General features: G+C 43.8%; 12 protein-coding genes and 1 riboswitch. Of the genes, 10 read left to right on the top strand and 2 right to left on the bottom strand.

The annotated features are described in order from the left end of the window. Positions 1–169: 169 nt before the first annotated feature. Positions 170–1,519, top strand: a complete 1,350-nt coding sequence (mgtE, locus tag OCV77_RS10545; protein WP_262575191.1) for a magnesium transporter — start codon at positions 170–172, stop codon at positions 1,517–1,519. A 122-nt stretch (positions 1,520–1,641) separates the two neighbouring features. Here the strand turns inward: mgtE and typA are convergent, their stop codons facing one another. Next, a complete protein-coding gene (gene typA, locus OCV77_RS10540) occupies positions 1,642–3,501 on the bottom strand; it encodes a translational GTPase TypA (protein ID WP_262575048.1) in 1,860 nt (619 codons plus the stop codon). 172 nt (positions 3,502–3,673) lie between these two features. On the opposite strand from typA, the gene OCV77_RS10535 reads away from it, so the two are divergent. The 5 genes from OCV77_RS10535 to OCV77_RS10515 all read left to right on the top strand — a co-directional run bounded on the left by OCV77_RS10535 (position 3,674) and on the right by OCV77_RS10515 (position 9,041). Further along, positions 3,674–4,327, top strand: coding sequence for a single-stranded DNA-binding protein (locus tag OCV77_RS10535; protein ID WP_118799377.1), 654 nt, complete (start codon positions 3,674–3,676; stop codon positions 4,325–4,327). A gap of 105 nt (positions 4,328–4,432) precedes the next feature. Beyond that, on the top strand, positions 4,433–4,930 hold the full coding sequence (locus OCV77_RS10530; RefSeq protein ID WP_118799378.1) for a cob(I)yrinic acid a,c-diamide adenosyltransferase: 498 nt from the start codon (positions 4,433–4,435) through the stop codon (positions 4,928–4,930). 142 nt (positions 4,931–5,072) lie between these two features. After that, positions 5,073–5,249, top strand: a riboswitch (Lysine riboswitch). Positions 5,250–5,319: 70 nt separating this feature from the next. Further along, positions 5,320–6,204, top strand: coding sequence for a 4-hydroxy-tetrahydrodipicolinate synthase (dapA, locus tag OCV77_RS10525; protein ID WP_262575046.1), 885 nt, complete (start codon positions 5,320–5,322; stop codon positions 6,202–6,204). 35 nt (positions 6,205–6,239) lie between these two features. Beyond that, entirely contained in the window at positions 6,240–7,001 is a 762-nt protein-coding gene (gene dapB / locus OCV77_RS10520) for a 4-hydroxy-tetrahydrodipicolinate reductase (protein ID WP_118799380.1), read from the top strand. Between the two features lie 87 nt (positions 7,002–7,088). Then, the gene (locus OCV77_RS10515) at positions 7,089–9,041 is read left to right on the top strand and encodes a fructose-1,6-bisphosphatase (RefSeq protein ID WP_262575190.1); all 1,953 of its coding nucleotides are present in this window, start codon (positions 7,089–7,091) and stop codon (positions 9,039–9,041) included. A gap of 70 nt (positions 9,042–9,111) precedes the next feature. On the opposite strand, the gene OCV77_RS10510 is transcribed toward OCV77_RS10515, so the two are convergent. Continuing rightward, a complete protein-coding gene (locus OCV77_RS10510; protein WP_262575045.1) occupies positions 9,112–9,576 on the bottom strand; it encodes a hypothetical protein in 465 nt (154 codons plus the stop codon). 113 nt (positions 9,577–9,689) lie between these two features. Between OCV77_RS10510 and hisA the strand changes: the two genes are divergently transcribed. The 4 genes from hisA (at position 9,690) to OCV77_RS10490 (ending at position 13,072) form a co-directional block, all read left to right on the top strand. Beyond that, on the top strand, positions 9,690–10,532 hold the full coding sequence (hisA, locus tag OCV77_RS10505) for a phosphoribosylformimino-5-aminoimidazole carboxamide ribotide isomerase (RefSeq protein WP_262575044.1): 843 nt from the start codon (positions 9,690–9,692) through the stop codon (positions 10,530–10,532). 301 nt (positions 10,533–10,833) lie between these two features. Next, positions 10,834–11,544, top strand: a complete 711-nt coding sequence (locus OCV77_RS10500) for a lantibiotic protection ABC transporter ATP-binding protein (protein WP_317246632.1) — start codon at positions 10,834–10,836, stop codon at positions 11,542–11,544. Between the two features lie 50 nt (positions 11,545–11,594). Beyond that, complete coding sequence (locus OCV77_RS10495) at positions 11,595–12,326, top strand: lantibiotic immunity ABC transporter MutE/EpiE family permease subunit (protein WP_262575043.1); 732 nt, start codon at positions 11,595–11,597, stop codon at positions 12,324–12,326. 2 nt (positions 12,327–12,328) lie between these two features. Then, positions 12,329–13,072, top strand: a complete 744-nt coding sequence (locus OCV77_RS10490) for a lantibiotic immunity ABC transporter MutG family permease subunit (protein WP_262575042.1) — start codon at positions 12,329–12,331, stop codon at positions 13,070–13,072. The last annotated feature ends 33 nt before the right edge of the window (positions 13,073–13,105 follow it).

Here is a 13,105-nt window from a genome sequence, read left to right as displayed (position 1 = left end):
GTCTAAAGTAAATTTGGTAATCAAATATCCGTAAAATGGGTATAACACATAGTAGGATTCTTCGAAAGGTGGTGGTTTTTATGAGTAAAAGTTCACAGTCAGGCAATGCGGACATACCTCCTCATGAACGGAGCATAAAAATCACATATAAAGGAGATATACTATGGATATGGAAGAAATCAGGGATCTGGAAATAATCAGGGAATTACTGGAAACCAGGCAGTATACAAACCTCCGTCAGAAGGTAGCTGAGATGAATACCGCTGATGTAGCGGCTATTCTGGAGGAAATGGAGGAGGAAGAGCTTTTAAAGGTATTCCGTATATTGCCAAAGAGCATGGCAGCAGATGTGTTTTCTTATCTGGAAGTGGATCATCAGCAGATGATCATCACCAGTCTGTCCGACAAGGAAGCCGCCAACATCATTGATAATCTGATGGCGGATGATGCGACAGACCTTCTGGAAGAGATGCCTGCCAATGTAGTCAAGAAGCTTCTGGCAAATGCCAGTGCAGATACGAGGAGAGATATCAATCATCTTCTTCGCTATCCTGAAGATTCTGCCGGCAGTATCATGACTGTGGAGTATGTGGATCTGAAGGAAAATATGACAGTACAGGATGCCATTAACCGGATCAGACAGGTAGGTGTGGACAGTGAGACCATCAATATCTGTTATGTTCTGGATGCCAAGCGTACACTGGTTGGAACGGTAGCACTCCGTTATCTGCTGATTACACCACCGGATGCTGTTATCGGTGAGATGATGCATGAGAATGTGGTATTTATCAATACCATGATGGATCAGGAGGAGGTTGCCAGGCAGTTCCAGAAATACGACTTTACAGCAATGCCCGTTGTAGACAATGAGAACCGTCTGGTTGGTATTATTACCGTCGATGATATCGTGGATATTCTGCAGGAAGAGGCCACAGAGGATATCGAAAAGATGGCGGCTATCGTACCTACCGATAAGCCATATATGAAGACTACGGTGTTTGAAACCTGGAAAAAGAGGATTCCGTGGCTTTTACTGCTGATGATTTCAGCGACGTTTACAGGAAGTATCATTACTTCCTTTGAGGATGCCTTAAGTGCCTGTGTGGTGCTGACTGCCTATATCCCCATGCTGATGGATACCGGCGGAAATGCGGGTGGACAGGCCAGTGTTACGATCATCCGTGGACTTTCCTTGAATGAGATCGAGTTTAAGGATGCGTTTAAGGTAGTGTGGAAGGAAGCAAGAGTAGCAGTGCTTTGCGGACTGACGCTGGCTGCAGCGAACTTTGTGAAGCTTCTGCTTTTTGACAGAGTGACGATCGCAGTTGCAGCAGTCGTGTGTCTTACGCTGGTAGCAGCTGTGTTTATTGCCAAGATCATCGGATGTCTCCTTCCAATGCTTGCCAAGAAGATCGGCTTTGATCCGGCAGTTATGGCGAGTCCCTTCATTACTACGATCGTAGATGCGCTGTCATTGCTGATCTATTTCAGCATTGCTACAGCGATCATGCATATATGATGACAAACAGAGACAGGTGCCTGCAGCAGGAATCAGGGCCTTAGGCTTCTGATCCCGGTCTCATAAAATAATAAAAACAGAAATCCCGGAAAGTTATTCTTTCCGGGATTTTTCTCACTTCATTATTTATTGTCTGCCTGAGCTGCCAGGGAAGCCTGACGCATGGCAGCACGCTTTCTCATGGTAGGATCCAGGATCTTCTTACGGATACGAAGGCTCTTCGGAGTAACCTCCAGAAGCTCATCGGTATCAATGAAGTCAAGAGCCTGCTCAAGACTTAATACCTTGGGCGGTGTCAGACGAAGCGCTTCGTCTGCACTGGAGGAACGTGTATTGGTAAGCTGTTTCTTTTTGCAGACATTCAGCTCAATATCCTCGCCACGTCCATTCTGCCCTACAACCATGCCGGAGTATACCTTTTCACCGGAACCGATGAAGAGAGTACCACGCTCCTGTGCATTATAGAGACCATAGGTGATGGCTTCCCCGGCTTCAAAGGCGATCAGGGAACCCTGCTTTCTGTACTGGATCTCACCCTTGAAGGGACCATAGCCGTCAAATACGGTATTCATGATACCGTTTCCCTTGGTATCTGTCATAAATTCACCACGGTAACCGATGAGACCTCTGGCAGGAATGGAGAACTCCAGACGGGTGTAGCCGCCGCTGGCACTTCCCATGCTGCGCAGTTCACCCTTTCGCTGACTCAGCTTTTCAATGATGGAGCCGGAAAATTCTTCCGGTACATCAATGTAGCAAAGCTCCATAGGCTCCAGCTTCTTGCCGTTTTCATCTGTCTTATAAAGAACCTCGGCCTTGCTGACTGCAAATTCATAGCCTTCACGGCGCATATTTTCGATCAGGACAGACAGATGCAGCTCACCACGTCCGGATACCTTGAAGGACTCTGTGGTATCGGTTTCTTCTACACGCAGGGAAACATCTGTATTCAGCTCACGGAACAGTCTGTCACGGAGATGACGGCTTGTAACGTATTTACCTTCCTGACCGGCAAGCGGAGAATCATTGACAATGAAATGCATGGCAATGGTAGGCTCTGAGATCTTCTGGAAAGGGATGGGAGCCGGATTATCTACGGGGCAGAGAGTATCTCCGATATGGATGTCTGCAATGCCGGAAATAGCAACGATGGAACCGATGCCGGCTTCCTGGATCTCTACCTTATTTAATCCGTCAAATTCATAAAGCTTACTGATCTTGACCTTCTTCATCTTATCAGGTTCATGGTGGTTTACGATCATCACTTCCTGATTGACCTTTACGGAGCCATTGTCTACCTTGCCGACACCGATACGACCCACATATTCATTATAATCAATAGTACTGATCAGAACCTGGGTACCGGCATCAGGATCACCTTCCGGTGCCGGGATATAATCCAGGATCGTTTCAAATAAAGGAACCATATTAGTACCTGGCTCATCCATATCAAGAGAAGCTGTACCGGCCTTTGCTGAAGCAAAGACAAAGGGACAGTCAAGCTGTTCTTCACTGGCTTCCAGATCGATAAACAGCTCCAGAACTTCGTCGATCACTTCATCAGGTCTTGCTTCCGGGCGGTCGATCTTATTGATGCAGACGATAACAGGAAGCTTTAATTCCAAAGCCTTGCGGAGAACGAATTTGGTCTGGGGCATGGCACCTTCAAAAGCATCTACTACAAGAATAACACCGTTTACCATCTTAAGGACACGTTCTACTTCGCCGCCGAAGTCTGCATGCCCGGGAGTATCGATAATATTGATCTTTGTATTTTTGTAAGTTACCGCAGTATTTTTGGAAAGGATTGTAATACCACGTTCCCGTTCGATATCATTGGAGTCCATCACTCTTTCGGCTACTTCCTGATTCTCACGGAAGACACCGCTTTGTTTCAAAAGCTCGTCAACCAAGGTGGTTTTGCCATGATCAACATGGGCAATAATGGCAACGTTTCTGATATCTTCTCTTTTCTGTTTCATAATCTCCTCCATCTGACATAAACACTATTTCGTAGTATAACACCGGTAAATAAGGCTTGTAAAGTGTCAGAATGTCGATTTTATGCGGTAAATAAAGGTTCTTCTTTGGCAAAAGAGATGATATATATTTATTACATACAGGGAAAAACCAAAGTGTAAAAGGAGAAGAGCAATGACAGATAAGGTAATTGAAAACAACCAGGTGGTAATCATGGGAGAAATTGTCAGTGATTTCTCATTCAGCCATGAAATTTTCGGGGAAGGATTTTACATGGTAGAAGTAAAAGTGGAAAGACTGAGCGATTCCAGTGACATTATCCCGCTGATGGTCTCGGAGAGGCTGATCGATGTAAAAGCTGACTACAGGGGACAGCTGATCATGGTCACAGGACAGTTCCGTTCCTACAACCGCCATGAGGAAAGAAAGAACAGGCTGGTTCTTTCTGTATTTGCCAGAGAAATTGAATTTGTTGATGAGATTGAAGAAAGTGCAAAGACCAATCAGATCTATCTGGATGGCTATATCTGCAAGGAGCCTGTTTACCGGAAGACGCCGCTTGGGAGGGAGATCGCAGATCTTCTGCTTGCGGTAAACAGACCCTATGGAAAGAGTGATTATATTCCCTGTATCTGCTGGGGAAGAAATGCCAGATACGCCAATCATTTCCATGTGGGGACCAGATGTGAGATCTTTGGGAGGATCCAGAGCAGGGAATATATGAAGAAGCTGTCAGAGGAACAGGCAGAAAAGAGAATCGCCTATGAAGTTTCTGTCAGTAAGCTGGAGCTTCTGGAGGAGCCGGAGGATACGCCTCTTCATGCATGATTTTTTTCAAAAAATCCGGGAAAAGCAGCGAAAAGTTGCTTTTCTTATCTGACTGTGATATGATGAGCCGTAAGTTTCTATAGAATTTTCATATGAGGTGTGTTTATGAAACAGGGGCTGATACATATATACAGCGGAGATGGACATGGCAAGAGTCCGGCAGCACTTGGCAAGGCGGTGATGGCGGCAGCGGCCGGTGAAAGAGTTGTGATCATCCAGTTTTTGAAGGGCAGAGGTCTGCAGGACACTGAGTTTATCAGGAGACTTGAGCCGGAGATCAAGATTTTCCGTTTTGAAAAGAGTGAGACCGATTTTGTGGCACTTTCTGAAGATAAGAAGCAGGAAGAAATTGTCAACATTAAAAACGGATTGAACTTTGCCAAGAAAGTGCTTACCACGGGAGAATGTGATCTGCTGATCCTGGATGAGGTACTTGGACTCATTGACAATGAGATCATTACCGTGGAAGATCTGAAAAATCTACTGGAAGCAAGGGACGGTGAAACTGATATTATCATGACAGGGATTTCACTGAATGATGATCTGTGTCTGGTCGCCGATGAGGTTTCCAGGATAGAAACATTGAAATTTAAACGCTGGTAAGACAAAAGCATTTTTTGCAATAGCAAGAGCAGGATATCATAGCATCTGCGCATTGACAGGAGTCAGGCGAGGTGCTATGATTTGTTTATAACAAAACAGCAGTTCAGTCTGCGACAGCAGATGGCTGCATGAACAACTTGATAGATGAGATAGAGGTTGCGTATTTTAAGAGTAATTTTTTGGATGTGGCAGGCACAGAGGAAGGAAAATGAAAGGAAAACACGCCGAAAGAATTCGGAGACACTGCATATGGATTCTTGGGGATACAGTTAAGAGCTGTATGACTGTCATCAGATTCTGATGGGGCGCTATCCGATGAAAGAGATAAAAGTCGGCGCCATTTGTGCCGGCTGTTTTTTTACATAATAATATTCAAGGAGGCAGTTAATATGGCAGTTTTTACAGGCGCAGGAGTAGCAATCGTTACACCCTTTAAGGATAACGGTGAGGTGGATTACGAGAAATTTGCAGAAATGGTAGAGTATCAGATCGAGAATGGTACGGATGCGATCATCGTCTGTGGTACTACCGGAGAATCTTCCACACTGACACATGAGGAGCATCTGGATGTGATCCGCTACTGTGTGGAGAAGGTAAATGGCAGGATCCCGGTCATTGCAGGAACAGGCTCCAACTGTACAGATACAGCGGTCTATCTTTCTACAGAGGCCGAAAAATACGGCGTGGACGGACTTCTTCTGGTAACTCCTTATTACAATAAAGCAACCCAGAAGGGCTTATACCAGCACTTCAAGGCAGTGGCAGATTCTGTTAAGGTTCCAGTTATTCTTTATAATGTGCCGAGCCGTACAGGCTGCAATATCGCACCGGAAACTGTTGTGAAGCTCTGCACGGAGGTAGAGAATATCGTAGGTGTCAAGGAAGCAAGCGGAAACTTAAGCCAGATCGTGAAGCTGATGTCTCTGGCAGATGGTAAGGTAGATCTGTATTCTGGTAATGACGATCAGATCACTCCTCTTCTTGCACTTGGCGGTAAGGGTGTGATCTCTGTTCTTTCCAATGTGGCACCCAGACAGACACACGAGATCTGTGCGAAGTTCTTTGCAGGAGATGTGGCAGGAAGCTGTGCAGAACAGCTTCGTGCGATTCCGCTCTGCAATGCATTGTTCTGTGAGGTAAATCCGATCCCTGTGAAGAAGGCACTGAACCTGCAGGGAAGGGGAGCTGGTATCCTTCGTATGCCGCTCTGCGAGATGGAAGAAGAAAATGCGGTAAAGCTTGAAAAGGCAATGAAGGATTACGGTATTTTATAAGAGCCATATTAATAGGAAAGAATGAGGAACAGAAAATGGTAAATGTGATCATGCATGGCTGCAATGGAAAGATGGGACGCAATATCGCTGCCCTGATTGCAGATGATCCGGAAATTACACTGGCAGCAGGTGTAGATGCTTTTGATGAGGGAAAGAATCCCTTTCCTGTTTTTAAAGATATCAGGGACTGTGACACGGAGGCGGATGTTATCATTGATTTCAGTGCAGCACCTGCAGTAGATAACCTGCTTACTTACTGCGAGGAAAAAAAGGTGCCCTGTGTGCTTTGCACCACCGGTCTTTCTGAGGAGCAGCTTCAGAGAGTAGAAGAGGTTTCAAAGAAGGTAGCGATCCTGAAGTCTGCCAACATGTCCCTTGGCATCAATATGCTGTTAAAGCTTCTGAAGGAAGCAGCAAAAACACTGGTACCGGCAGGATATGATATCGAGATCGTAGAGAAGCATCATAATCTGAAAAAGGATGCACCGAGTGGTACTGCGCTGGCACTTGGTGATACGATCAACGAAGAGTTTGACAATGAATTTGACTACGTGTTTGACAGAAGCACCAGAAGAGAAGTAAGACCGAAGAAGGAGATCGGATTTGCATCCGTCAGAGGCGGTACTATCGTAGGAGATCATGATGTGATCTTTGCGGGAACAGATGAGGTGATCACCTTTTCCCACAGTGCCTATTCCAAGGCTGTTTTTGCAAAAGGGGCGGTCCAGGCTGCAAAATATTTAAAAGGTAAGCCTGCAGGTCTTTACAATATGAGTAATGTGATAGATAATAAATAGTAAGAGAAAAGGAATGGTTTTATGAAGAAATGGCCATTCCTTTTTTAATCTGAACGGGGGAAGGGTCATAAGGTGACCTACGGAAAAATGAATGAACTGGAATTAAAGTATTTAAAGAGCCTTGCACATCAGTATCCTAATATTGCGGCAGCTTCTACAGAGATCATCAATCTGCAGGCAATTCTTAACCTGCCGAAGGGAACCGAGCATTTCCTGACGGATATCCATGGGGAGTATGAGCAGTTTAACCATGTACTGAAGAATGGCTCCGGTGCTGTGAAAAGGAAGATTGATGAGGTGTTCGGAAATACCTTAAGCAGCAGGGACAAGAAAGCACTTGCCACGCTGATCTATTATCCGGCAGAGAAGCTGGATCTTGTGATGCAGGAGGAAGACAATATTGAAGACTGGTATAAGATCACACTGCACAGGCTGGTACAGGTAACCAAGCGTGTGGCTTCCAAGTATACCAGATCCAAGGTAAGAAAGGCTCTGCCGAAGGATTTCGCTTATATCATCGAAGAGCTGATCACAGAAAAGGCAGAGGTTTCCGATAAGGAAGGCTATTACAATGAGATCATCCATACTATTATCAGGATTGGGCGGGCACCTGACTTTATCATTGCCCTGAGCAACCTGATCCAGAGACTGGTTATCGATCATCTGCATATTGTAGGGGATATTTATGACAGAGGTCCTGGTCCCCATATTATCATGGATACGCTGATGAAGTATCATTCGGTGGATATCCAGTGGGGAAATCATGATATCGTGTGGATGGGGGCTGCCTGCGGACATCTTGCCTGTATTGCGACAGTCATCCGTATCGCAGCACGATATGGCAGCCTGGATACCCTGGAGGACGGCTACGGTATCAATCTGATCCCGCTTGCCACCTTTGCCATGGAGACTTATAAGGATGTAAACTGCGATACCTTTGCCATTAAGTTTAATACAGACTATGACACCAAGGATCTGAGTCTTGACATGAAGATCCATAAGGCAATTTCCATTATGCAGTTCAAGCTGGAAGGCCAGGTGATCAAAAAGCATCCGGAATTTCAGATGGATGACAGACTGCTTCTTGACAAAATTGATTATGATAAGAAGACTGTGCGGATCGGTGATAAGGAATATGCCATGTCAGACGTGGAATTCCCGACCGTGGACAGGAATGATCCCTATAACCTGACTCCGGAAGAAGAGCAGGTTATGGCAAGACTGCGTCAGGCCTTCCTGAAATGTGAGAAGCTTCAGAGGCACATCCGTTTTCTTTATACCAACGGAAGTCTGTACAAGGTGCATAATTCCAATCTTCTGTATCATGGCTGTGTGCCGGTGGATGAGAAAGGCGATTTTAAATCTGCCAATGTAGAGGGCAGGGAGTATAAAGGCAAGGCGCTGTATGATGTGCTTGACAATTGTGCAAGAAAAGGCTACTACGCCAAGAATGAGCCAATCGAGATGTACCGGGCGCAGGATCTGATCTGGTATATATGGGCAGGACCTAATTCCCCGGTCTTTGGCAAGGATAAGATGGCTACCTTTGAACGGTATTTCATAGCAGACAAGGAGACTCACAAGGAAGTAAAGAACAGCTATTATTCACTGCTTGGCAATGAAGAGTTTCTGAATAAGATATTGACGGAATTTGGCCTCAGCACCAGAAATTCCCATATCATCAATGGACATGTGCCGGTAGAACTGAAAAAGGGAGAATCACCGATCAAGTGTGATGGCAAGCTGCTCATTATCGATGGTGGCTTCTCCAAGGCCTATCAGAGCAAGACCGGAATTGCGGGCTATACACTGGTGGCCAATTCCCATGGTATGCGTCTGGTTGCCCATGAGCCCTTCGAATCTACAGAAGCAGCGATCCTGCATGAATCAGATATTTTCTCTGATACTACGATCGTGGAAACCTCCTATGACAGGATCCTGGTTGCGGATACTGATATTGGACGGGAGCTGCGGGAAAGCATCACTCAACTGGAACTGCTGCTTGATGCTTACCGGGATGGTACGATTATTGAAAAATAAATTCCAAAAAAGAGCTGTCATTGTCTGACAGCTCTTTTTCTGCCAATATAAGAATAAAATCTGGCAGTAATTACTTCTTTACAGGTGAAGCCGAGGGGGATGCAGAAGCTCGTGTATTACCATTAGCCGGACTGCCTGTGTTACTGCTTCCTGTAACGGAATCTGTCATATCATCAATGCCGTCTGTAACTCCGTTTACAACATCATCGACACCATCGGTAATACCATCGATTGCATCTCCAACCGCATTTCCTGCGTCTTCGAGGAGAGAACCATCATCACCAGCAGTCACATCGTTGACTGCATCATTGACATCATCTGTGATATTGTCATTGCCATTCACTGCACCATTCTCGGTGCCTGCAGCATTATTTTCCGGGGAGCCTGTGACAGTTCCCTGATTGTTTCCGGTTGCAGCGTTCCCTGCCATATCATTTGCAGAGTTGTTATTTTTGCTGCTTCCACAGGCAGCAAGTGCCAATGTCATAGAAAGCAGCATAGCTGCAACTAACAGCTTTTTCGATCCTTTCATCATAATACCTCCTGTCTAAGGCTGAAAGATGCCTTTCTTAAGAACTGCAAACTGTCAGTTCTGTTGCTATTATGTGCATTCTGTATTAAAATAATTCGTGTGAAAAGGAGCAGAGAATGAAATTCAGACCATGTATTGATATCCACAATGGAAAAGTAAAACAGATTGTAGGTGGAAGCCTGAAGGATGCAGGAGATCAGGCAGAGGAAAATTTTGTTTCAGAGCAGGATGCGGCCTTTTTTGCCAGATTATATCAGAATAAAAAGCTTTCAGGCGGACATATTATACTTTTAAACCCACCCTCTTCAGAATTTTATGAACAGACGAAAAGACAGGCTCTCAGTGCACTGCGTGCCTATCCGGGAGGACTGCAGATCGGTGGTGGGATCACACCGGAGAATGCAGGGGAATATCTGGAGGCAGGTGCAAGCCATGTGATCGTAACCTCTTATGTGTTCAAAGATGGAAAGCTTCATTATGACCGCCTGCAGGAAATGGTAAGGGCTGTTTCAAAGAACAGACTTGTGCTGGATTTAAGCTGCCGGAAACGGGAAGGAAGCTATTATATTGTAACCGACAGGTGGCAGAAGTATACAGATGTTTTGTTAAATGAGGAAACGCTGCATAAGCTGGCAGGATTCTGTGATGAATTTCTGGTGCATGCAGTAGATGTGGAAGGAAAGGCAAATGGTATAGAAGCGGAGGTAGCTGCCCTTCTTGGAAATTCCTGCGAAATTCCGTCTACCTATGCAGGCGGGGTACATTCCTATGAGGATCTGGAAAAGCTGAAGCTTCTTGGGAGGAACCGGGTTGATGTGACGATCGGCAGCGCCCTTGATCTGTTTGGGGGGAGGATGAGCTTTGAGACGGTTGTTCTTTTGTCCCAACAAAAGCCGGATGATCATATCGAGATTGAGATTAATCTGGATGAGATTGATGCGACAAGTATGGAATTATAGAAAGAGAGAATTACAATAGGCCAAAATCAGAGAATAGTAGACGACCGGGTACAACTCCGGAAAAGGAGAAAGCTATCACAGAAGCACTTAAGTATTTTAAGATGATATGATAAAAAGAGGCATTCTTTTATAGAGTGCCTCTAATTTTTTGCGACAAATTATTTATGGATATATGAAAGCTTTTCTAATAATCTTCATCAAATCTTTATTTTTTCTTTGTAATCTGTTTTCAGATTGAAAAATATCTATGGCAACAAAATAAAAAACAAATTTATATATAGGTAAAGGAAAGGGAAAAATAATGGAAATGATGCTTAAAACTAACGAACTTTGTAAGACATTTAAAGATCAGAAGGCGGTAAATAAAGTATCGCTGAATATACCAAAGGGTTGTGTATATGGGCTCCTTGGACCAAACGGAGCAGGAAAGTCGACAACACTAAAGATGATAACCGGAATCATGAAGCCTACAGATGGTGAGATAATCTATGACGGAAAGCCATGGAGCAGAGCAATTCTTGAAGAGATTGGAGCACTCATCGAAAATCCTCCAATCTATGAAAATCTTACAGCAAGAGAGAATCTTGAAGTAAGAGCTATTCTTCTTGGGGTGGCAAAGAGCCGAATCGATGAGGTTTTAAAAACAGTTTCACTTACAAATACAGGAAAAAAGAAGGCTGGTCAGTTTTCGCTGGGAATGAAGCAAAGACTTGGAATAGCACTTGCACTTCTTGCAAATCCCAAGCTCCTTATTCTGGATGAGCCTACAAACGGACTTGACCCAATCGGAATTGAAGAGCTTAGAGAACTTATAAAAACCTTACCTGAGCAGGGAATTACCGTGATTTTGTCAAGCCATATTCTCTCAGAGGTTCAGATGTGTGCTGATTATATCGGAATAATCTCAGACGGAGTACTTGGATATGAAGGTAAGCTTCTTCCGGGACAGAATCTTGAAGAGCTCTTTATGGATGTTGTTAAGAAAAATCGTAAGCTTCAGAATATCGAATAAAGAACGTAAATTACTAACTATCTGACAGATTAGATGAAAGGACTAAAGCAATGACTAATATAATAAGAGCGGAATTTTTAAAATCAAAGAGAACTATGAGTAGTAAACTCATAGGTGTATTTCCAATAATTACACTTGTAATGGCATTTGTGCTTACGTTAGGAATGACCAATGCCTACGCAGAGAGCGCATGGAACTGGTGGTATGTACTTCTTCTTCCTGGTATGATTGCTATCGTAAGCTACCTTTCTGTAATTAGAGAAAAGAAAAACGGATACTACAACATCAAGACTCTTCCAATGGAAAAAAGAAAACTGATGCTTGGGAAAATTGCTTATCTTGGAATCCTTGTTCTTGTATCAAATGTAGTACTTTTTGCAGGAGCTACCGTGGGGGGAGCTATTTTAACAACAAGTATTCCTGTAATTGGAGCAGCTATAACGGTTGTCGTTCTAACTATCACAGAGCTTTGGCAGATACCACTGTTCTTATTCTTAAGTGAAAAATTTGGAATGGTAGTAGAACTTATGGTTTGTCTGTTTATAAATGTGCTTGGAATTATCGTAGCACCTTCAGAAAAATGGTTTATACTGGTCTCTGCGATATCCATGAGAGTTGTTACGCCGCTTTTGCATGTACTTCCAAATGGATTGAGAGCGCAGGCAGGGGAACCACTTCTTAGTTCCTTCGTAATTCTTCCTGGAATTCTCATTGCACTCGCCCATTTTATGCTTTTAACTTATCTATACCTTAACTGGTTTGAAAAAAGAGAGGTGAAATAATAATGTTTACCAGATGTCTTCGCGCAGATTTTTATAAGATGAAAAGAAGTTCCGTAATAATTGCTCATATTATAATCCCGATTGTGGTAAGTGCAGTGTTTCTTGCTTATTATGCGATTTCCGGATGGAATGAAACAGATAAGATAACTGCTTTTTATGAGACTCTTGGATCTGCATTTCCTGTATTGATTGGAATATTCATTGCTAGTACAATGGAGCAGGAGCAAAATGCCGGGGCATTCCAAAATCTTCTTACTTTAAGAAGTAGGACAGCAGCGCTCTTTTCTAAGGTAGTGACATTACTTGTGTTTGGTCTCTTTGCCTTGTTGTTTACGGCGGTTATATTCGGATTTGGCTTTAACATGATACATGGACATAGTATCGCTTCAATGGGGCTTTTTGTTAGAGCAGTCCTTGTGATGTGGCTTTCCGCAATCCCACTTTATCTGATATTTGAGATTTTTGCATTTGTTTTTGGAAAAGCTTTTGCAATAGGTGCAGGTTTGATTTCGGGACTTATCAGTGCACTTTTCCTTACTGATATTGGAATGTATGTCTGGAAGATTGTACCACTTTCATGGACAGCCAGAATTCCTGAAACATTCCTTGCATACGAGCTTGCGGATAGGGGAGCACTTTCTGAAATAAAGTCGCATGCACCGATTTACCTGGTAGTTGTTGCTGTATGCTTTGCAGGATATTTTGCTTTTGCTACAAACTATGAGGGTAGTAAAATATCTGAATAATCAGCTTCAAATATAATGAAATAGAGGATGAAA

Origin of the sequence: Suilimivivens aceti (assembly GCF_025567405.1) — a bacterium.
GTDB classification, from domain to species: Bacteria; Bacillota; Clostridia; order Lachnospirales; family Lachnospiraceae; genus Suilimivivens; species Suilimivivens aceti.
The sequence above is the reverse complement of the archived record's forward strand: the minus strand, read 5'-3'. Positions and strand labels throughout refer to the sequence as shown.

What these genes read in the sequence shown, in the direction of transcription:
- OCV77_RS10515 (WP_262575190.1), top strand. Translation starts at nt 7,089, where the DNA reads ATGAATGAACTGGAATTAAAGTATTTAAAGAGCCTTGCACATCAGTAT.
- OCV77_RS10490 (WP_262575042.1), top strand. Translation starts at nt 12,329, where the DNA reads ATGTTTACCAGATGTCTTCGCGCAGATTTTTATAAGATGAAAAGAAGT.
- OCV77_RS10495 (WP_262575043.1), top strand. Translation starts at nt 11,595, where the DNA reads ATGACTAATATAATAAGAGCGGAATTTTTAAAATCAAAGAGAACTATG.
- OCV77_RS10535 (WP_118799377.1), top strand. Translation starts at nt 3,674, where the DNA reads ATGACAGATAAGGTAATTGAAAACAACCAGGTGGTAATCATGGGAGAA.
- OCV77_RS10500 (WP_317246632.1), top strand. Translation starts at nt 10,834, where the DNA reads ATGGAAATGATGCTTAAAACTAACGAACTTTGTAAGACATTTAAAGAT.
- typA (WP_262575048.1), bottom strand. Translation starts at nt 3,501, where the DNA reads ATGAAACAGAAAAGAGAAGATATCAGAAACGTTGCCATTATTGCCCAT.
- OCV77_RS10510 (WP_262575045.1), bottom strand. Translation starts at nt 9,576, where the DNA reads ATGATGAAAGGATCGAAAAAGCTGTTAGTTGCAGCTATGCTGCTTTCT.
- mgtE (WP_262575191.1), top strand. Translation starts at nt 170, where the DNA reads ATGGAAGAAATCAGGGATCTGGAAATAATCAGGGAATTACTGGAAACC.
- dapA (WP_262575046.1), top strand. Translation starts at nt 5,320, where the DNA reads ATGGCAGTTTTTACAGGCGCAGGAGTAGCAATCGTTACACCCTTTAAG.
- dapB (WP_118799380.1), top strand. Translation starts at nt 6,240, where the DNA reads ATGGTAAATGTGATCATGCATGGCTGCAATGGAAAGATGGGACGCAAT.
- hisA (WP_262575044.1), top strand. Translation starts at nt 9,690, where the DNA reads ATGAAATTCAGACCATGTATTGATATCCACAATGGAAAAGTAAAACAG.
- OCV77_RS10530 (WP_118799378.1), top strand. Translation starts at nt 4,433, where the DNA reads ATGAAACAGGGGCTGATACATATATACAGCGGAGATGGACATGGCAAG.